The 17,470-nt window shown below is 69.9% G+C and carries 20 protein-coding genes; 12 read left to right on the forward strand and 8 right to left on the reverse strand.

Features of this window, described 5'->3' with window-relative positions:
- Genes K0H49_RS22820 through fabG form a run of 4 tightly spaced genes read left to right on the forward strand, consistent with a single transcriptional unit; the run spans nucleotide 1 to nucleotide 2,760 of the window.
- Entirely contained in the window at nucleotides 1-819 is an 819-nt protein-coding gene (locus K0H49_RS22820) for a polysaccharide deacetylase family protein (RefSeq protein ID WP_219217385.1), read from the forward strand.
- On the forward strand, nucleotides 816-1,562 hold the full coding sequence (locus K0H49_RS22825; protein ID WP_219217388.1) for a methyltransferase domain-containing protein: 747 nt from the start codon (nucleotides 816-818) through the stop codon (nucleotides 1,560-1,562). Before K0H49_RS22820 ends, K0H49_RS22825 begins: the two co-directional genes overlap by 4 nt.
- Entirely contained in the window at nucleotides 1,559-2,023 is a 465-nt protein-coding gene (locus tag K0H49_RS22830; protein WP_219217390.1) for a hydroxymyristoyl-ACP dehydratase, read from the forward strand. The genes K0H49_RS22825 and K0H49_RS22830 overlap by 4 nt, the downstream gene beginning before the upstream one ends.
- A gap of 5 nt (nucleotides 2,024-2,028) precedes the next feature.
- Nucleotides 2,029-2,760 (forward strand): 3-oxoacyl-ACP reductase FabG, encoded by a 732-nt coding sequence (gene fabG / locus K0H49_RS22835; RefSeq protein ID WP_219217392.1) that lies wholly within the window; start codon nucleotides 2,029-2,031, stop codon nucleotides 2,758-2,760.
- Here fabG and K0H49_RS22840 read toward each other — a convergent pair.
- The 7 genes from K0H49_RS22840 to K0H49_RS22870 form a co-directional block, all read right to left on the reverse strand.
- Nucleotides 2,757-3,959: a beta-ketoacyl-[acyl-carrier-protein] synthase family protein gene (locus tag K0H49_RS22840; protein WP_219219115.1), complete on the reverse strand. Its 1,203-nt coding sequence runs from the start codon at nucleotides 3,957-3,959 to the stop codon at nucleotides 2,757-2,759. The genes fabG and K0H49_RS22840 overlap by 4 nt on opposite strands.
- 2 nt (nucleotides 3,960-3,961) lie before the next feature.
- Entirely contained in the window at nucleotides 3,962-4,201 is a 240-nt protein-coding gene (locus K0H49_RS22845; protein WP_219217393.1) for an acyl carrier protein, read from the reverse strand.
- Nucleotides 4,198-4,902 (reverse strand): phosphatase PAP2 family protein, encoded by a 705-nt coding sequence (locus K0H49_RS22850; protein WP_219217395.1) that lies wholly within the window; start codon nucleotides 4,900-4,902, stop codon nucleotides 4,198-4,200. The genes K0H49_RS22845 and K0H49_RS22850 overlap by 4 nt, the downstream gene beginning before the upstream one ends.
- A 92-nt stretch (nucleotides 4,903-4,994) precedes the next feature.
- Complete coding sequence (locus tag K0H49_RS22855; RefSeq protein WP_219217397.1) at nucleotides 4,995-5,771, reverse strand: glycosyltransferase family 2 protein; 777 nt, start codon at nucleotides 5,769-5,771, stop codon at nucleotides 4,995-4,997.
- Complete coding sequence (locus K0H49_RS22860) at nucleotides 5,738-6,535, reverse strand: lysophospholipid acyltransferase family protein (RefSeq protein ID WP_219217398.1); 798 nt, start codon at nucleotides 6,533-6,535, stop codon at nucleotides 5,738-5,740. Before K0H49_RS22860 ends, K0H49_RS22855 begins: the two co-directional genes overlap by 34 nt.
- A 16-nt stretch (nucleotides 6,536-6,551) precedes the next feature.
- Nucleotides 6,552-7,583 carry a chorismate transformation enzyme, FkbO/Hyg5 family gene (locus K0H49_RS22865; protein WP_219217400.1) on the reverse strand — a complete coding sequence of 344 codons (1,032 nt, stop codon included), beginning with the start codon at nucleotides 7,581-7,583 and terminating at the stop codon, nucleotides 6,552-6,554.
- A gap of 37 nt (nucleotides 7,584-7,620) precedes the next feature.
- Complete coding sequence (locus K0H49_RS22870) at nucleotides 7,621-8,391, reverse strand: class I SAM-dependent methyltransferase (RefSeq protein ID WP_219217408.1); 771 nt, start codon at nucleotides 8,389-8,391, stop codon at nucleotides 7,621-7,623.
- A gap of 108 nt (nucleotides 8,392-8,499) precedes the next feature.
- On the opposite strand from K0H49_RS22870, the gene K0H49_RS22875 reads away from it, so the two are divergent.
- The 8 genes from K0H49_RS22875 to rng all read left to right on the forward strand — a co-directional run bounded on the left by K0H49_RS22875 (nucleotide 8,500) and on the right by rng (nucleotide 15,484).
- A complete protein-coding gene (locus K0H49_RS22875; protein WP_219217410.1) occupies nucleotides 8,500-9,225 on the forward strand; it encodes a YebC/PmpR family DNA-binding transcriptional regulator in 726 nt (241 codons plus the stop codon).
- An 82-nt stretch (nucleotides 9,226-9,307) separates the two neighbouring features.
- Nucleotides 9,308-10,597, forward strand: a complete 1,290-nt coding sequence (gene purD, locus K0H49_RS22880) for a phosphoribosylamine--glycine ligase (RefSeq protein WP_219217413.1) — start codon at nucleotides 9,308-9,310, stop codon at nucleotides 10,595-10,597.
- The gene (gene hemF / locus K0H49_RS22885; RefSeq protein WP_374122427.1) at nucleotides 10,597-11,511 is read left to right on the forward strand and encodes an oxygen-dependent coproporphyrinogen oxidase; all 915 of its coding nucleotides are present in this window, start codon (nucleotides 10,597-10,599) and stop codon (nucleotides 11,509-11,511) included. The genes purD and hemF overlap by 1 nt, the downstream gene beginning before the upstream one ends.
- Entirely contained in the window at nucleotides 11,502-12,134 is a 633-nt protein-coding gene (gene nadD, locus K0H49_RS22890; RefSeq protein ID WP_219217416.1) for a nicotinate (nicotinamide) nucleotide adenylyltransferase, read from the forward strand. The genes hemF and nadD overlap by 10 nt, the downstream gene beginning before the upstream one ends.
- Complete coding sequence (gene rsfS / locus K0H49_RS22895; protein WP_219217418.1) at nucleotides 12,134-12,814, forward strand: ribosome silencing factor; 681 nt, start codon at nucleotides 12,134-12,136, stop codon at nucleotides 12,812-12,814. The genes nadD and rsfS overlap by 1 nt, the downstream gene beginning before the upstream one ends.
- Nucleotides 12,811-13,278 (forward strand): 23S rRNA (pseudouridine(1915)-N(3))-methyltransferase RlmH, encoded by a 468-nt coding sequence (gene rlmH / locus K0H49_RS22900; protein ID WP_219217420.1) that lies wholly within the window; start codon nucleotides 12,811-12,813, stop codon nucleotides 13,276-13,278. The genes rsfS and rlmH overlap by 4 nt, the downstream gene beginning before the upstream one ends.
- A 56-nt stretch (nucleotides 13,279-13,334) precedes the next feature.
- Complete coding sequence (locus K0H49_RS22905; RefSeq protein WP_219217421.1) at nucleotides 13,335-13,943, forward strand: Maf family protein; 609 nt, start codon at nucleotides 13,335-13,337, stop codon at nucleotides 13,941-13,943.
- A 17-nt stretch (nucleotides 13,944-13,960) separates the two neighbouring features.
- Nucleotides 13,961-15,484 (forward strand): ribonuclease G, encoded by a 1,524-nt coding sequence (gene rng, locus K0H49_RS22910; RefSeq protein ID WP_219217423.1) that lies wholly within the window; start codon nucleotides 13,961-13,963, stop codon nucleotides 15,482-15,484.
- A gap of 122 nt (nucleotides 15,485-15,606) precedes the next feature.
- Here rng and msbA read toward each other — a convergent pair whose 3' ends face one another.
- Nucleotides 15,607-17,391, reverse strand: coding sequence for a lipid A export permease/ATP-binding protein MsbA (gene msbA, locus K0H49_RS22915; RefSeq protein ID WP_219217425.1), 1,785 nt, complete (start codon nucleotides 17,389-17,391; stop codon nucleotides 15,607-15,609).
- Nucleotides 17,392-17,470 lie beyond the last annotated feature (79 nt).

The following is a 17,470-nucleotide window of genomic DNA, read 5'->3' on the forward strand; positions in this document are numbered from 1 at the left end:
ATGTCTTCCGCCACCGACACGCCCCTCGCACCGCTGCCGCCCGTGTTCACGGCCAGCGCGGTGGTCCACCTCGCCGCACTGGGTGCAGGACTGTGGCTGCCCGGTGCCTGGCCGTGGGCGATCGGCGCAGTGGTGCTCAACCATGCGCTGGTCACGGGCGCCGGCCTCACGCCGCGCAGCCGGCTGCTGGGGCCCAACGTCACGCGCCTGCCGGCCGCGGCCGTGGCGCGCCGCGAAGTGGCACTGACCATCGACGACGGCCCCGACCCCGAGGTCACGCCGCAGGTGCTGGACCTGCTCGACGCCCACGGCCAGCGCGCCACCTTCTTCTGCATCGCCGAGCGCGTCGCGGCCCATCCTGCGCTGGCGCGCGAGATCGTCGCGCGCGGCCACGGCATCGAGAACCACACGGCGCGGCACCGGCACAACTTCTCGCTGCTCGGGCCGCGCGGCTATGCGGCCGAAATTTCACGCGCGCAGGATCTGCTGACCGAGGTCACGGGCCGGCGGCCCCAGTGCTTTCGCGCGCCGGCCGGCCTGCGCAACCCTTTTCTCGCGCCGGTGCTGCGTCGGCTCGGCCTGTCGCTGGTGAGCTGGACCCGGCGCGGCTTCGACACCCGCGAGCACGATCCGGCCAAGGTGCTGGCGCGGCTCACGCGCGGCCTCGCGGCCGGTGACATCCTGCTGCTGCACGACGGCAATGCCGCGCGCACGGCCACCGGCCGGCCGGTGCTGCTCGAGGTGCTGCCGCCGCTGCTGGCGCGCTTCGAGGCCGAGGGCCTGCGGGCCGTGACGCTGGCCGACGGGTTGGCCGGATGAGCGGGGCATCGACCGACGCGGCCTGGCGCCGCCTGCACGAGACCGCCTCGGCACCGTACCGACAGTCCGGGCGCTTTGCCTGGCATTTCGCGCGCGGCAAGCTGGGGCGCGACCCGATCTTTCGCAGCGTGATCGAACACGGCCTGATCGATGCCGCGCGCGGCCGCGTGGTCGACATCGGCAGCGGCCAGAGCCTGCTCGCAAGCCTGTTGTCGGCCATGGCCGGCATGCAGGCCCAGGGGCACTGGCCCGCGAGCTGGGCCCCGACGCCCGAGCGCGCGCAGTACACCGGCATCGAACTCATGCCCAACGACGTGGCGCGTGCGCGCGCGTCGATCGCGCATCTGGAACCGGCGCCGCAGCTGCTGTGCGCCGACATGCGGACCGCCACGCTGCCGGCTTGCGACCTGGTCGCGATCTTCGACGTGCTGCACTATGTCGACCTGCACGCGCAGGAGGCCGTGCTGCACCGTGTGCGCGATGCGCTGGCGCCCGGCGGGCGGCTGCTGCTGCGCGTCTGCGATGCCGCCAGCGGGCGCGCCTTCGCCGTCACGCAGTGGGTGGACCGCGCCGTGCTGTTCGTGCGTGGCCATGGCACCGCGCGCACCTGGGGCCGGCCGCTGGCCGAGTGGACCGCACTGCTGGCCCGGCTGGGCTTCAGCGTCCAGATTGTTCCCATGAGCCAGGGCACGCCGTTTGCGAACGTGCTGCTGGTGGCAGACCTTCCGACCGTTCATCCATGACCCCTCAGACCCTCGACCGTGCCGGCATCGCCCGGCGCATTCCCCACAGCGGCACCATGTGCCTGCTCGACCGCCTCGACGCCTGGGACGCGGAAGCGATCCATTGCAGCACCGAGAGCCATCGCTTGCCCGACAACCCGCTGCGCACCGCCAGCGGCTTGATGACGCCCAACCTGATCGAGTACGCCGCGCAGGCCATGGCGCTGCACGGCGGCCTGCTGGCGCCCGAGGGCGCCGAACCCTCGGCCGGCTTCCTGGCCAGCGCGCGCGGCGTGCGCTTCGCGATCGATCGCTTCGACGATGTGGAGGGCGCGCTGCAGGTGCAGGCGCGCCGGCTGTCGGGCGATGCGCGCCAGGTGCTCTACGAATTCGCGGTGAAGAACGCGGCGAATGAACTGCTGGCCGAAGGCCGCGCCGTCGTCGTGCTCAACACACCGCTCGCTCCCGCCCCCAACGAATGACCCCCATGAGCCTTTCCGGAAAACGTGCATTGATCACCGGCGCCAGCGGCGCCCTGGGCGCGGCCATCGCGCAACGCCTGGCGCGCGACGGCGCCACCGTGCTGCTGCATGCGAGCTCGCGCCCGCAAGCCATCGAGGAACTGGCCGCCACCATCACCGCGGCCGGCGGCAGCGCCGAATGCCATGTGTTCGACCTGCGCAGCGACGAGGGCACGGCCGCCGGCTGCGCCGCCATGCTCGCGGGTGGCCCCGTGCAGATCGTCGTGAACAACGCCGGCGTGCACGACGACGCGGTGCTGCCGGGCATGCGGCCCGAGCAATGGCACAAGGTGATCGACGTCTCGCTCAACGGCTTCTTCCGCGTCACCCAGCCGCTGCTGCTGCCGATGCTGCGCACGCGCTGGGGCCGGATCCTCAACATCTCCTCGGTCGCCTCGCTGACCGGCAACCGCGGCCAGGTCAACTACGCCGCGGCCAAGGGCGCGCTCAACAGCGCCACCAAGGCCTTGTCGCTGGAAGTCGCGGCACGCGGCGTGACGGTCAACGCCATCGCGCCCGGGATCATCGCCTCGCCGATGGCCGACGCGGTGTTCGATCCGGCGCTGATCCAGCAGATGGTGCCGGCCAAGCGCGCGGGCACGCCCGAGGAAGTGGCGTCGCTCGCGGGCTTCCTGGCCAGCGCGGAAGCGGCCTACATCACGGGCCAGGTCATTTCCATCAACGGTGGAATGATCTAACGCGTGAACAGCAGCGCCGAGTTGGTGCCACCGAAGGCGAAGGAACTGCTGATCGCCGCCTCGAGCGCCGGCGCCTGAGCGTCGGCCTCGCGCACCAGGTTCAGCGCGCAGGCCGGGTCGGGCGAGGTGCCATGCGCATTCGGCGGCAGCTGCCGCTCGCGCAGCGCCATCACCGTGATCACGGCTTCGAGCGCACCGGCGGCACCCAGCAGGTGGCCGTGCAGGGCCTTGGTGGAGCTCACGCGCAGCCCGTCGAGCTGCTCGCCCCAGACGAGCGCCAGCGCATCGCGCTCCACGACATCGCCGATGCGCGTCGCCGTACCGTGGGCGTTGCAGTAGCCGACATCCCGCGGCGCCAGTCCGGCCAGCTTCAAGGCCTGGCGCAGGGCGCGGGCCTGGCCTTCGGCATCGGGCTTGGTGAGGTGGGTGGCATCGCAGCTGCTGCCCCAACCGGCCAGCGTGGCGTGCAGGCGCGCACCGCGCCGGCGCGCATGCTCGGCCGATTCCAGCACCAGGAAGGCCGCGCCTTCGCCCAGCGCGAAGCCGCTGCGGTCGACCGAAAAAGGGCGCACCGCCGTGGCGGCTGCGCCGGGCTCGAAGCCCGCGAGCGTCTGCATGGCCTGCCAGGCCAGCACCACGCCGGGCACGATCAGCGCTTCGCTGCCGCCCGCGATCGCGATGTCGACCTCGCCGCGCTGCACCGCCTTGGCCGCCTCGGCGATGGCCAGCGAGGACGAGGCACAGGCCACCGAATAGGTCAGCACCGGCCCTTGTGCGCGCTGGCGCATCGCGACATGCGAGGCCGGCGCGTTCGGCATGAAGGCGGGAATGGTCAGCGGCGGCACGCGCCCGTTGCCGCGGTAGGCGGCTTCGAGCGCGGCCGCGCCGCCCATGCCGCAGCCCGCGAAGACGCCGATGCGCTCGGGGTCGACGGCGCCGGCTTCGAGGCCGGCATCGCGCATCGCCAAGTCGGCCGCGGCCACGGCCAGCTGGCTCACGCGGTCGACGCCCGCGAGTTGCAGCTTGGTGAACCAGCGCGACGCATCGAAGTCGACCGTCGCGGCGGCCGCGAGCTTGGGCAGCTCGGCGAAGACCGGGTGGATCGCGGACTCGGCGCGCAGCAGCGCGGCGAACAGGGCCTCGGGCGTGTCGCCATGCGGCGCCACCACGCCGAGGCCGGTGACGGCCACGGAATGCATGCTCACGCGACCTTCGCGGCCCGGACCTTGTCCACGAGGACCGCGAGCTCGGCCAGGGTGTCGATGTTCGGGTTGTCGTCGGGCACTTCGATGCCGAACTTGTCCTCGATCTCGAAGATGAATTCGGCCAGCGCCAGCGAGTCCAGGCCTTTCTCCCTCATGGAGGCCTGCGGATCGAGTTCGGACGCCGGGATGCCGTACTTCTCCTGGATCAGATCCTGCAATTCCTTCAACGAACTCATGGTGATATGTGCCCCCCAATGCGATGCTCGTTCGATGATAGCGGCTGCGGCGCGGGTCTCCAGCGCAGCGAGGGGAGGGCAAACGCGATGCCCAGCAGCGCGCCGGCCAGCGCATCGAGCGCCACATGCTGCTTCACGGCCAGCGTCGACCAGGCGATGGCGACGAACCAGAGCAGGTTGATGCCGCGCAGCCAGCGTGGTGCGGCGGCGTCGCGCAGCACCTGTTCGACACGGATCACGGTGAACATGGCCGTGGCCACATGCAGCGAGGGGCAGGCATTGCCCGCCGCATCGACGCCCTGCAGCATCGCGAAACCCGCAAAACCGGAGACGTCCATGCCCAGCGGCGGCACGGCGGTCGGCCAGAAGCGGAAGAAGGCCAGACCGGCCAGGCACATCGCGCCGAGCCAGAGGCCGTAGACGTTGAGCTCGGCCAGGCTGCGCTGCAGCCCCGGCCCGACGCCGATGTAGAGCCACAGCGTGAGGTAGATGAACAGCGCCTCGGGCTGGAAGCCGATCCAGCGGTCGAGGGCGGTCAGCGGCATCTCGAACACCGGGTAGGCCGGATTGCGCAGCACATAGAAATAGCCGACGAAGAACAGCGAGGTGATCGCCGTGGTGCCGATGAGCTTGAGCCAGAACAGCTTGCGCATGCGCAGGCCGATCTCGGCGGTCCAGGGGGAAAGGGCGTGGGGCGACATCGGCGGGGGGTGTGAGGGCGATCAGGGGGCCGCGAACGCGCCAGGGCGGGCGCTGCGGACGACGGTGCGGCGGAGCGCGAAACCAGCCCGCCTCACGGCTGGAAGGGCGGCAGGCGCCGCAGCCGCTTCCAGGCCAGCCAGGGCAGCCGCAGCACGAACTCGGCCATCAGACGCGTGTGCATCCACGACAGCAGGAGGTTGTCGCGCACGTAGTTGAAGTGCGAGACACCGCCTTCGGCCGTGCTCAGGTACTTCACCGGCGCATCGATGTTGATCGGCTTGACGCCGCCCCAGGCCAGGCGCACCACGGCCTCGGTGTCGAAGTCGAAGCGGCGCATCCAGGGCTGGCGTTCCATCACCTCGATCAATGGCACGACAGGATAGATCCGGAAACCGTAGAGCGAATCGCCCACGCCCGCGCACAGCGTCTCGATGTGGGTCCAGCCGTTGGACAGCTTGCGCCCGCGCACGCGCAGCAGCGGCGCGCTGGCGTCGAAGATCGGGCGGCCCAGCACCATGGTGTCGGGGCGCGCCTGCGAGGCCTGCATGAAGGCCGGGATCAGGTCGGCCGGATGCTGGCCGTCGGAATCCATGGTCAGCGCATGCGTGAAGCCGGCCTGCTGCGCGGCATGGAGCCCGTGCAGCACGGCCGCGCCCTTGCCCTGGTTCTGAGGCAGCACCCAGACCCGCAGACCCGGGTCCTCGGCCGCCATTCGCTGCAGGCGTTCGCCGGTGCCGTCCGTGCTGCCGTCGATCACCACCCACACGGGGCTCCATTGGGCACGTGCCGCGCTGACCGTGGAAAAGAGTCGTTCTCCGGTGTTGTAGCTGGGGATCAGGACGAGATGGGTGCGCGAAGGGTCTGACATGCGGGCGGCGCATCGGAGGCGCTCTGTTCCAGGGAATGGCGGAAGTACTGTTCTAACTGCTGAAGCAGCGCGGCGCTGTCGGGCGAAGGCGCGAATCGCTCGCCCAGGCGCAACGTGAAGACCAGCGGCAGCGGCGGCACGCGCCACAGGGGCCATCCCTTGCCGAGGTAGGGCGAGTCGGTGTCGATGAAGACGGTCTGGATCGGCGCCGGCGCGAGCTTGGCGATCAGCGTGACGCCGGGCCGGAAGGCATCGAGCGGCGGCGTGACGGTGCGCGTGCCTTCGGGAAAGATCACCAGCTGCCCGCCACGGCGCAGGTCCTGCACCGCCAGCCGCACCATGGTGTGGGCCGAGTCGTTGCGGATGTAGTGCGCGAGCCGGGCGCCGGCGCCCAGGAACACGTTCTTCATCAGCCCGGCCTTCATGATGCAGGCGCTGCGCGGCAGCCGTGCCACCAGCAGCAGCGCGTCGAGCATGCTGGGGTGGTTGGCCGCGATGATCAGCCCGGGCTCGTCGCGCAGCGCATCGAGGCAGCGCGCGTCGATGCGCATCATCCCGGTCAGCGAAGCCAGGCACCAGAAGCTGCGGTAGGCGCCCGCGATCACGCGGCGGCCCAGCGGACGTGCCACATGCGGCGGCAACAGCGGCTGCAGCAGCATCGCCACCAGATTCCAGCCCAGCGACATCAGGCCCAGGCCGAGCAACAGGCCGTAGAGCGGCGGCGCGAGGGCGATCGATCGGCCCTGGCGCAACAGCTTTTTCATCGCGCCGTCCTGTGTCTCATGCCCGGATGGCGCCCGTCGCCACGGCGTGCGCCTCGATCTCGACCAGCAGATCCTGGCGGCAGATGTCCGCCTCGAGATACACCCCATGGCGCACGGTGGGGGCATCGGCGCCCAGCGCCGCCTCGAGCACAGCACGCACGACCGGCGCGTCGGCCACGTGGCGCACGTAGACCACGGTTTCCAGTTCGGGCAGCGCGAAGCGCGCATCGGTGCGCTCGTTCGCGGCGCCGATCACGGCCGCGAGATTGCGCAGCGTTTCTTCAGTCTGCGCGCGCACGTCGCCGAGATGGACGGTCTCGTGCCCCACGATGCTGGCCGTGCCCGAGATGAACAGCGCGACCTGGACATCGCCGAGGTCGGCCAGGGCCGCCCGCGAGAAGGTCGGCGAGCGCGGCCCGTAGGTCTCGGGGTAGCGGTAGGCCGACACCTGGCGCGGGTTCTCGATCGGCAGCGGTGCGATCTGGCCGGCCAGGAAGCGGATGCACAGCGCGCCCTGCCGGATGCCCAGCGCGCAGGCGGCCGGCGCCCCCTCGAAGGCCGCCTGGCCCGCGTCGAGGAAGGCCTGCTGGCGGCCCATGTTGAACTGGCGGTAGCGCTCCAGCCCGCCGCCGTCGCCGTTGATCTGGGGCAGGTAGTTCCAGATGCGCTGCAGGTGCGGGCAGCCGCTTTGCTGCAGGGCCAGGAACAGGTCGGTGTAGGCGCGCTCGGCCAGCCGGGCGACGCCTTGCTGCTCGGCCGCCTCGTCGAGGTCGATGGCGCCCAGCAGCCAGTGGCCGTCGGTGCGCCAGCGCACCACGCCGGTGGTGCCCGAGCGCACTTCGCCGCTCGCCTGCCAGACGTCGGCCATCGGGCCGCCCTCGGACAGCACGCGGGCGTCGACGCCGGGCATCCAGGGCAGGTTCTCGTGCATGCCGTAACCCAGGCCGCCGAAGGGCGGGTGGCCGCTGCCGGCCATGGCCAGGCCCTGGGCGAGCGAGAGTCGCTCGAGCCGCAGGGGCGGCACCTTGACGGGTTCGCGCGCGCTCATCGGGTGCGGTCCTTCATGGGAGTAGGGGCTGGCATGGTCATTCGGGTTTGATGGCTGTGTATTCGGAGAAGATGCCGAGTTCGACATGGCGCTGCACATCGCGGAAGCCGGCGGCGCGCAGCGCCTCCATCACCTGCGCGGGCGGGATGCAGGCCTCAATGGTGTCCCAGTAGTAGCGCCAGAGCTCGGCCGTGTCGCTGCGCTTGCCGATGAAGCGCGCGATCAGCGGCACCACGGCGCGCATGTAGCTCTTGAGCAGTTGCGTGCCGAGCCGGCTCTCGGGCTTGCTGATCTCGAGCACCAGCACCCGGCCACCCGGGCGCAGCACGCGGTGGAATTCGCCGAAGGCGGCCGCCACGTCGCTGATGTGGCGCAGCGCGTAGCCCATGCTGAGGAAATCGCTGCTGGCGTCGGCGCGCGGCAGGGCCTCGGCCTTGCCCTCGACCAGTTCGACGCCGGGCAGGTCGATCTGCTTCATCATCCCGGCGCTGGGGTCGACCCCGACCAGCCGGCCCGCCGGGCCGATCAGCGTCAGCGCCTCGCGAGCCACCAGGCCGGTGCCGATGCCGACGTCGAGCACCTGGGCGCCCGCGGCCAGCCCGGCGCGTTTCAGCGCGCTGCGGCGGTACCAGGGGCCCGAGCCGAAGGCCAGCACGCGCTCGATGCGGTCGTAGTCGGGGGCGGTGTCGTCGAAGATGCGACGCAGGAAAGCCTGGTGCTCGTCCTCGTCTCCGTAGTAGAGCGGCAGCGGCGCATGCGGGGGCAGCAGGGCCGCGTCGGCGGGCACGGGAGAGGGCGATGGCGTCATCGGCGGATTATGACCAAAAGCGTTGCTTGCCCCGTCGCGTGTGCGGCAGGGGCGCGGACAGTAAACTCGCAGCTGCTTTGACAACACACGACAGCGAGAGAGAAAGCCATGGCCGGACACAGCAAATGGGCGAATATTCAGCATCGAAAAGGCCGGCAGGACGAGAAGCGGGGCAAGCTCTGGACCCGTGCCATCCGTGAAATCACCGTGGCCGCGCGCGCCGGTGGCGGCGACCTGAGCGCCAATCCCCGGCTGCGGCTGGCGGTCGAGAAGGCCAAGGCGGTCAACCTGCCGATCGACACGGTCAAGCGCAACATCGACAAGGCCACCGGCAACCTCGAAGGCGTGAACTACGAGGAAATCCGCTACGAGGGCTACGGCATCGGTGGCGCGGCGATCATCGTCGACACCATGACCGACAACCGCGTGCGCACCGTGGCAGAAGTCCGCCACGCCTTTTCCAAATACGGCGGCAACATGGGCACCGAAAACTCGGTGTCCTTCCAGTTCAAGCATTGCGGACAGTTCGTGTTCGCGCCCGGCACCAGCGAGGACAAGGTCATGGAAGTGGCGCTCGAGGCCGGCGCCGAGGACGTGCTGACCGACGAGGACGGCGCCATCGAGGTGCTGACCGCGGTCGCCGATTTCGAAGCCGTGAAGAACGCGCTCGAAGCCGCCGGCCTGAAGCCCGAGATCGCCGAAGTGACGATGCGGGCCGAGAACACCATCGAGCTGGCGGGCGAGGAGGGCGCGAAGATGCAGAAACTGCTCGACGTGCTCGAGGACCTGGACGACGTCCAGGACGTGTTCCACAACGCGGCGATCGAACAATGAGCCCCCACGCTTCTCACTTCGTGTATTCGCTGCCCCCCGAGGGGGCGCGCGCCCGCCTTGAGGCGGCTCTGCGGAGGGCGCAATGAAGGTCTTAGTCATCGGCGGCGGCGGCCGCGAACATGCACTCGCCTGGCGTCTGGCGCAATCGGAGCGCGTGTCCAAGCTCTACGTGGCCCCCGGCAATGGCGGCACCGCCACCGACCGGCGCTTCGAGAACATCGACATCACCGACCCCGTGGCGCTGCGCCAATGGGCCCAACAGGAAAAGATCGCGCTGAGCGTGGTCGGCCCCGAGGGCCCGCTGGCGGCCGGCGTGGTCGACGAGTTCCGCGCGCACGGCCTGCGCATCTTCGGCCCGACCCAGGCCGCGGCGCAGCTGGAGAGCTCCAAGGCCTTCTCCAAGGCCTTCATGCAGCGCCACAAGATCCCGACGGCCGAGTACCAGGCCTTCACCGACGCCGCGCTGGCCCATGCCTACATCGACGCCAAGGGCGCGCCGATCGTGGTCAAGGCCGACGGCCTGGCCGCCGGCAAGGGCGTGGTGGTCGCCATGACGGCGGCCGAGGCGCACGAGGCGGTCGACTTCATGCTGGTCGACAACAAGTTCGGCGTGACCCACAACGACGGCGGCGCGCGCGTCGTGATCGAGGAATTCCTGCAGGGCGAGGAAGCCAGCTTCATCGTGCTGTGCGACGGCAAGAACGTCACGGCCCTGGCCACCAGCCAGGACCACAAGCGCCTGCTCGACGGCGACGAGGGCCCGAACACCGGCGGCATGGGCGCCTATTCGCCCGCGCCCGTGGTCACGGCCGAGGTGCATGCGCGCGCGATGCGCGAGATCATCCTGCCGACCATCCGCGGCATGGAAAAGGACGGCATCCCCTTCACCGGCTTCCTCTACGCCGGCCTGATGATCGACGGCGCGGGCCGGCCCAAGACGCTGGAATTCAACTGCCGCATGGGTGACCCGGAGACGCAGCCGATCATGATGCGGCTCAAGTCCGACCTGTTCGAGGTCTTCTGGCACGCCACCGACGGCACGCTCGACCAGGTCGAACTGCAATGGGACCGCCGCGTGGCGCTGGGCGTGGTGCTCGCGGCCCACGGCTACCCGCTGTCGCCGCGCAAAGGCGACCGCATCGACGGCATCCCGGCCGAGACGCCTGACGCCATGGTGTTCCATGCCGGCACCACGCTGGACAACGGCGAGCTCAAGACCAGCGGCGGCCGCGTGCTCTGCGTGACCGTGCTGGCCGACAACGTGAAGCTGGCGCAGCAGCGGGTCTACGAAGTGGCGGCGCAGGTGCGTTTCAGCGGCGTGCAGTACCGCCGGGACATCGGCTACCGCGCGCTGCAGGCGCGCAACCCTTGATGCAGGCCGATCCCACCGCGGTCGGCGACTACCTGCGCGGGCTGCAGCAGCGCATCGTGAGCGCGGTCGAAGCGGCCGATGGCGGCGTGGCGGTGCGCGATGCCTGGGAAAAAGCGCCGGGCGAGCCCTTGCAGGGGCGCGGCCTGACCTGCATCCTCGAAGGCGGCGAACTGTTCGAGCGCGCCGGCTGCGGTTTTTCCGAAGTGCGCGGCCCGAAGCTGCCGCCCTCGGCCACGCAGCACCGGCCCGAACTGGCCGGCGCACCCTTCGAGGCCATGGGCGTGTCGCTGGTGTTCCATCCGCGCAACCCCTACTTGCCGACCGTGCACATGAACGTGCGCATGCTGGCCGCCTTGCCCGAAGGCGGCGCGCCGGTCTGCTGGTTCGGCGGCGGCATCGACCTCACGCCGTACTACGGCTTCGAGGACGACGCGGTGCATTTCCACCGCAGCTGCCGCGATGCGCTCGCGCCCTTCGGCGACGACAAGTACCCGCGCTTCAAGACCTGGTGCGACGACTATTTCTTCCTCAAGCACCGCAACGAGCAGCGCGGCGTGGGCGGCATCTTCTTCGACGATTTCTCCGAACTCGGCTTCGAGGACAGCTTCGCGATGCTGCGCTCGGTGGGCGATGCCTTCCTGCCGGCCTACATGCCCATCGTCGAGCGCCGGCGCGGCACCGCCTATGGCGAGCGCGAGCGGGCCTTCCAGCTCTACCGCCGGGGCCGCTATGCCGAATTCAACCTGGTCTGGGACCGCGGCACGCATTTCGGCCTGCAGTCTGGCGGCCGCACCGAGTCGATCCTGCTGTCGATGCCGCCGCTGGCCAGCTGGGCCTACCGGCAGACGCCCGAAGCAGGCACGCCCGAGGCCGCGCTCTACAGCGATTTCATCGTGCGCCGCGAATGGCTGTGACCGCCGCCCCGCGCATCGGCGTCTTCGGCGGGGCCTTCGATCCACCGCACAACACCCACGTGGCGCTGGCGTCGGCGGCCCTGATGCAGTTGGGCCTGGCCGAACTGCGCATCTTCCCCACGGGCGACGCCTGGCACAAGGCACGGACGCTGAGCCCGGCGGCCGACCGCCTCGCGATGGCGCGCCTGGCCTTCGGCGGCCTGCCGAGCGTGGTGGTCGATGGGCGCGAAACGCTGCGCGCCGGCCCCACCTACACGCTCGACACGCTGCGCGAACTGCGGCGCGAATTCCCGAGTGCCCAACCCGTGCTGATCATGGGCAGCGACCAGGCTGCGGCCCTGCCGCAATGGCATGGCTGGCAGGAGATCCTGTCCATTGCTATTGTTTCCATAGCTGAGCGGTTAGAATCCGCCGGCTCCGATGGATCGGCAACCCGCTTCGATCCACGGACGCTGCCCGGCCTCCCCGCCGATGCGCGTTTCGAAACCCTCGAATTGCCCCCGGTCGACACCAGTGCCACCGACATTCGCGCCCGTGCCACACGCGGTGAGAACATCGCCGCGCTGGTTCCTGCCGCCGTTGCGCGCTATATTGACCAACACCACCTCTACGCCCCTGCCTGATGACCACTGAAGCCGCCGCCAAGAAAGACACCCAGAAACTCCAGCGAGCCATCGTCGACGGGCTCGAAGACGTCAAGGCGCAGGACATCCAGGTTTTCGATACCGAGCATCTGTCGCCGCTGTTCGAGCGCGTGATCATTGCCTCGGGCACCTCCAACCGCCAGACCAAAGCGCTGGCCGCCAGCGTGCGCGATGCGGTGCGTGAAGCCGGCTTCCCCAAGCCGCGCGTGGAGGGTGAAGGCAACGGCGAATGGATCATCGTGGACTGCGGCGCCGCCGTGGCGCACATCATGCAGCCGGCCATCCGCCAGTACTACCACCTCGAAGAGATCTGGGGCGACAAGCCCGTGCGCACCAAGCTCGGCGCAGCCAAGCCTGCCGCTGCCGCGAGCACCGAAGCCGTCGAAGAGAAGAAGCCGGCCGCCGCCAAGACGCTGCGCCGCGCCAGCGCCGCCAAGACCGCGATCCGCGCCGCCGAGCAGGCCGCCAAGGCCGAGAAGGAAAAGGCCAAGCCGGCACGCAAGACCACGAGCCGCAAGCCGGCTGGCGCCAGCGCTGCACCGGCCAAGAAGATCCCGGTGAAGAAGATCGGCAAGCCGCCGGCGAAGAAGGCCGCTGCCAAGAAGGCGGCACCGGCCAAGAAGGCGCCCGCGCGCAAGACTGCCCCGCGCAGCAAATGAAGCTGCTGGTGGTCGCGGTCGGGCAACGCATGCCCGACTGGGCGCAGACCGCCTGGGACGACTACGCCAAACGCTTCCCGCCCGAGATCAAGCTCGAGCTGCGCGCCGTCAAGACCGAGCCGCGCGGCTCCAAGACGCTCGAGACGCTCTACGCCGCCGAGCGCGAGCGCATCGAGGGTGCCATCGCGCGCGGCATGCGCATCGTGGTGCTCGACGAGCGCGGCACCGCGCTCACCACCAAGGCCCTGGCCACGCGCCTGCGCACCTGGCAGGAGGAGAGCGACGACGTCGCGCTGGTGATCGGCGGCCCCGACGGGCTCGATCCGGCCTTCAAGGCCGCGGCCCATGAACGCATCCGGCTGTCCGACCTGACGCTGCCGCACGCCATGGCGCGCGTGCTGCTGGTCGAGCAGCTCTACCGTGCCTGGTCGGTCAATGCCGGCCATCCCTACCATCGCGAATAGGCACCGCGCCGGGCGTGCTTCGGTGCACGCTCGCGTTGCCGTGCGGAAGTGATCGAATGAGCGACGCCTTTCTCTACCTCGCCTCGCAGAGCCCGCGCCGCGCCCAGTTGCTGGGCCAGCTCGGCGTGCGCCATGAACTGCTGCTCGCGGCGCCCGACGAGGACGCCGAAGCGCTCGAAGCCGTGCTGCCGGGCGAGTCGCCGACCGCCTATGTGCAGCGCGTGACCGCCCTCAAGCTCGATGCGGCCGTGGCGCGGCACCGACGCCTGGGTCTGCCGAATGCGCCCATCCTGTGTGCCGACACCACGGTCGCGCTGGGCCGCGACATCCTGGGCAAGCCTGCGGACGCCAAGGATGCCGAGCGCATGCTGGCCCGGCTGGCCGGCACCACCCACCGTGTGCTCACGGCTGTGGCGGTGCAGAAGGGCCGCAGCCGGCATGCGGCGCTCAACGTGTCGCGGGTGCGCTTCGCGCCCATGACGCGCGCGCAGATCGCGCGCTACGCCGCCAGCGGCGAGCCGCTGGGCAAGGCCGGGGCCTACGGGATCCAGGGCGCGGCCGCGGCCTATGTCGAACACATCGGCGGCTCCTATTCGGGCATCATGGGACTGCCCATGTTCGAGACCGCCGCGCTGCTGCGCAGCGTCGGTCTGCTCAAGAACTGATCGCGGGAGCTCTCGTCATGCAGGATATTTTGATCAACTGGTCGCCGCAGGAAACCCGCGTTGCGCTGGTCGAGCACGGCGCGGTGCAGGAGCTGCACATCGAGCGCACGCTCGAACGTGGCCTGGTCGGCAACGTCTACCTGGGCAAGGTCTCGCGCGTGCTGCCGGGCATGCAGTCGGCCTTCATCGACATCGGCCTGGACCGCACGGCCTTCCTGCACGTGGCCGACATCGTGGCGCCGTTCACGCCGGGCTCGCGGCCCAGCGCGCAGATGCCCGAGCGCGACCACCGCGGCGGGGCGATCGTGCCCATCGAGAAACAGGTGTTCGAAGGCCAGTCGCTGCTGGTGCAGGTCATCAAGGACCCGATCGGCACCAAGGGTGCGCGACTGTCGACGCAGATCAGCATCGCCGGGCGCCTGCTGGTCTTCCTGCCGCAGGACAACCACGTCGGCGTGTCGCAGAAGATCCCGCTGGAGCAGCGCGAGAAGCTGCGCAACCGCATGCAGGCGCTGATCGATGCCGCGGCTGCGGCCGACAGCGGTGGCGTGGTGCCGGCCAACACTGGCGGCTTCATCCTGCGCACCAACGGCGAGGACTCGAGCGACGCCGAGCTGGCCGAGGACATCGCCTACCTGCGCAAGACCTGGTCGCGCATCCGCGAGCTCTCGGGCAAGCTGCCCGCGATGTCGCTGCTGCACCAGGACCTGAGCCTGCTGCAGCGCGTGCTGCGCGACATGACGGGCGAGGACACCCAGACCATCCGCATCGACTCGCGCGAGCAGTTCGAGTCGATGCGCAAGTTCGGCCTCGAGTTCATGCCGCAGGCCGCCGACAAGCTGCAGCACTACAAGGGCGAGCGGCCGATCTTCGACCTGTATTCGGTCGACGAGGAGATCGCCAAGGCCCTGGGCCGGCGCGTGGACCTCAAGTCGGGCGGCTACCTGGTGGTCGACCAGACCGAGGCGCTGACCACGGTCGACGTGAACACCGGCGGCTTCGTCGGTGCGCGCAACTTCGACGACACCATCTTCAAGACCAACCTCGAGGCGGCCCAGGCGATCGCGCGGCAATTGCGACTGCGCAACCTGGGCGGCATCGTGATCGTCGACTTCATCGACATGGGCCGCGACGAGCACCGCGAGCAGGTGCTGGGCGAGTTCCGCAAGCAGCTGGCGCGCGACCGCGTGAAGACCAGCGCGGGCGGCTTCTCGCCGCTGGGCCTGGTCGAGATGACGCGCAAGCGCACGCGCGAATCGCTGGCCCACATGCTGTGCGAACCCTGCGCGGCCTGCGGCGGCCAGGGCATCGTGAAGACCGCCCGCAGCGCCGCCTACGACGTGATGCGCGAGATCCTGCGCGAGGCGAGGCAGTTCACCCCACGCGAGTTCCGCATCGTGGCCGCGCCGCAGGTGATCGAGCTGCTGCTCGACGAGGAGAGCCAGCATCTGGCCAGCCTGAGCGACTTCATCGGCAAGACGATCTCGCTGCAGTCGGAGCCGGCCATGGGGCAAGGGCAGTTCGACATCGTCTTGCTATGACCAGCGCCGTGGCGGCTCGCCTCGTGTAGCCGCCATCCCCTGCGGGACAACACCCCGGCGACCCGGCAAAGCCGGTTCCGCGGTGCTTCGCGAACGGGCGCGGCTCTTCGCCCGCCGCGCGGTCAGATCGTGGGCGCCTGGCCGGGCGGGGTCGTGCTGACCGCGCGCGTCTGCAGTCGCGCATACAGCCCATCGAGCGCCATGAGCTGGTCGTGGCTGCCCTGCTCGGCGATGCGGCCGTGCTCCATCACGACAATGCGGTCGGCATGCTGGATGGTCGACAGGCGGTGCGCGACGATCAGCGTGGTGCGGCCCTGCATCAGGCGCTGCAGGGCTTCCTGCACCAGGCGCTCGGAGCCGGTGTCGAGCGCCGAGGTGGCTTCGTCGAGCAGCAGGATGGGAGCATCCTTGTAGAGCGCGCGGGCGATCGCCAGGCGCTGGCGTTGGCCGCCCGAGAGCTGCGTCGCGTTGTGGCCCAGCACGGTGTCGATGCCGTGGGGCAGGCCGGCGACATGCTCGCTCAGGTTGGCCGCGGCCACGCAATGCGCGACGCGCTCGCGGTCGACCTCGGCACCCAGCGCCACGTTGGCGGCCAGCGTGTCGTTGAACATCACCACGTCCTGGCTCACCATCGCGAACTGCGTGCGCAGGCTGCTCAGTTGCCATTCATCGAGGTCCTGCCCATCGAGCAGCACCTGACCCCCGCTGGGCAGCACGAAGCGCGGCAGCAGGTTGACCAGCGTGGTCTTGCCCGAGCCCGACGGGCCGACGAAGGCCACGATCTCGCCGGGCGCGATCGACAGGTCGATGCCGTCGAGCGCCGCGGCTTCTTCGGCACCGCGGTAGCGCACCTGCACCTTGCGCAGCTCGATCCGGCCTTCGGCACGCGGCAGCGCAAAGCGACCGCCGGTCTCGGAGGCGACGTCGTCGATCAGCTTCACGCCGCGTTCGAGCGCCGCCAGGCCGCGCGTGATCGGGTTGGCCATGTCGGCGAGCCGGCGGATCGGCGCGATCAGCATCAGCATGGCCGTGATGTAGGCCACGAAGCCGCCCACCGTCAGCGCCTGTTCGTTGCTCTGCCACAGCGCGATCATCACCACCACCGACAGCGCCACCGACGCCAGCAGCTGCGTCAGCGGCGTCATGGCGGCCGAGGCGATGGTCGATTTCACGGCCAGCCGGTTGAGCGTCTGGCTCAGCCGTTCGAAACGCGTGATCTGGTTGGCCTGCGCGCCGTGCAGACGCACCATGCGATGCGCCAGCACATTTTCTTCCACCACGTAGGCCAGGTCATCGGTAGCCGTCTGGCCCAGGCGCGTGAGGTGGTACAGGCGCTTGGAGAGCACCTTCATGATCCAGGCCACGCCGGGCACCAGCACGCCCACGATCAGCGTGAGCTTCCAGTTGAGGTAGACCAGGTAGAAGAGCAGGGCGATCAGCGTGAAGCCGTCCCGTGTGAGGCCCAGCAAGGCCTGCACCAGCAGCATCGAGCCGGTCTGCACTTCGTAGACCACGGTGTTCGACAGCGCACTGGCCGACTGCCGCGAGAACAGCGCGAGTTCGGCCGTGAGCAGCCGCTCGAACAGCACCCGGCGCAGGCGCTGCATGCCGTCGTTGGCGATGCGCGCCAGCGCGTATTGCGAGACGAACTGGGCCAGTCCGCGCACCGCGAACAGCAGGATGATGGCGGCCGGCACGGTCCACAGTGCCAGCTGGCCGCGACTGAAGCCGCGGTCGAGCAGGGGCTTGAGAAGGGCCGGCATCAGGGGTTCGGTGAGGGCGGCCAGGATCGCGGCACCAATGGCCAGCGACCACCAGCGGCGCGAGCCCCCGAACCAGCTCATCAGTCGGGCGAGGCGTCGCGTCAAGGGGGGACGCACGGTGTCACCGGTAGGGGAAGGCTGCATGGCGGCGGATTCTACGGGCGCGGTCCAAGCCATCTTTTTTGTAGGAGCAAGCAGATGGCTTGCCCCGATTCCCGAGGAA

Source organism: Variovorax boronicumulans (assembly GCF_019352895.1).
GTDB classification, from domain to species: domain Bacteria; phylum Pseudomonadota; class Gammaproteobacteria; order Burkholderiales; family Burkholderiaceae_C; genus Variovorax; species Variovorax boronicumulans_A.

Coding starts and splice junctions, on each gene's coding strand:
- K0H49_RS22820 (WP_219217385.1), top strand. CDS start 1: ATGTCTTCCGCCACCGACACGCCCCTCGCACCGCTGCCGCCCGTGTTC.
- K0H49_RS22825 (WP_219217388.1), top strand. CDS start 816: ATGAGCGGGGCATCGACCGACGCGGCCTGGCGCCGCCTGCACGAGACC.
- K0H49_RS22830 (WP_219217390.1), top strand. CDS start 1,559: ATGACCCCTCAGACCCTCGACCGTGCCGGCATCGCCCGGCGCATTCCC.
- fabG (WP_219217392.1), top strand. CDS start 2,029: ATGAGCCTTTCCGGAAAACGTGCATTGATCACCGGCGCCAGCGGCGCC.
- K0H49_RS22840 (WP_219219115.1), bottom strand. CDS start 3,959: ATGCATTCCGTGGCCGTCACCGGCCTCGGCGTGGTGGCGCCGCATGGC.
- K0H49_RS22845 (WP_219217393.1), bottom strand. CDS start 4,201: ATGAGTTCGTTGAAGGAATTGCAGGATCTGATCCAGGAGAAGTACGGC.
- K0H49_RS22850 (WP_219217395.1), bottom strand. CDS start 4,902: ATGTCGCCCCACGCCCTTTCCCCCTGGACCGCCGAGATCGGCCTGCGC.
- K0H49_RS22855 (WP_219217397.1), bottom strand. CDS start 5,771: ATGTCAGACCCTTCGCGCACCCATCTCGTCCTGATCCCCAGCTACAAC.
- K0H49_RS22860 (WP_219217398.1), bottom strand. CDS start 6,535: ATGAAAAAGCTGTTGCGCCAGGGCCGATCGATCGCCCTCGCGCCGCCG.
- K0H49_RS22865 (WP_219217400.1), bottom strand. CDS start 7,583: ATGAGCGCGCGCGAACCCGTCAAGGTGCCGCCCCTGCGGCTCGAGCGA.
- K0H49_RS22870 (WP_219217408.1), bottom strand. CDS start 8,391: ATGACGCCATCGCCCTCTCCCGTGCCCGCCGACGCGGCCCTGCTGCCC.
- K0H49_RS22875 (WP_219217410.1), top strand. CDS start 8,500: ATGGCCGGACACAGCAAATGGGCGAATATTCAGCATCGAAAAGGCCGG.
- purD (WP_219217413.1), top strand. CDS start 9,308: ATGAAGGTCTTAGTCATCGGCGGCGGCGGCCGCGAACATGCACTCGCC.
- hemF (WP_374122427.1), top strand. CDS start 10,597: ATGCAGGCCGATCCCACCGCGGTCGGCGACTACCTGCGCGGGCTGCAG.
- nadD (WP_219217416.1), top strand. CDS start 11,502: ATGGCTGTGACCGCCGCCCCGCGCATCGGCGTCTTCGGCGGGGCCTTC.
- rsfS (WP_219217418.1), top strand. CDS start 12,134: ATGACCACTGAAGCCGCCGCCAAGAAAGACACCCAGAAACTCCAGCGA.
- rlmH (WP_219217420.1), top strand. CDS start 12,811: ATGAAGCTGCTGGTGGTCGCGGTCGGGCAACGCATGCCCGACTGGGCG.
- K0H49_RS22905 (WP_219217421.1), top strand. CDS start 13,335: ATGAGCGACGCCTTTCTCTACCTCGCCTCGCAGAGCCCGCGCCGCGCC.
- rng (WP_219217423.1), top strand. CDS start 13,961: ATGCAGGATATTTTGATCAACTGGTCGCCGCAGGAAACCCGCGTTGCG.
- msbA (WP_219217425.1), bottom strand. CDS start 17,391: ATGCAGCCTTCCCCTACCGGTGACACCGTGCGTCCCCCCTTGACGCGA.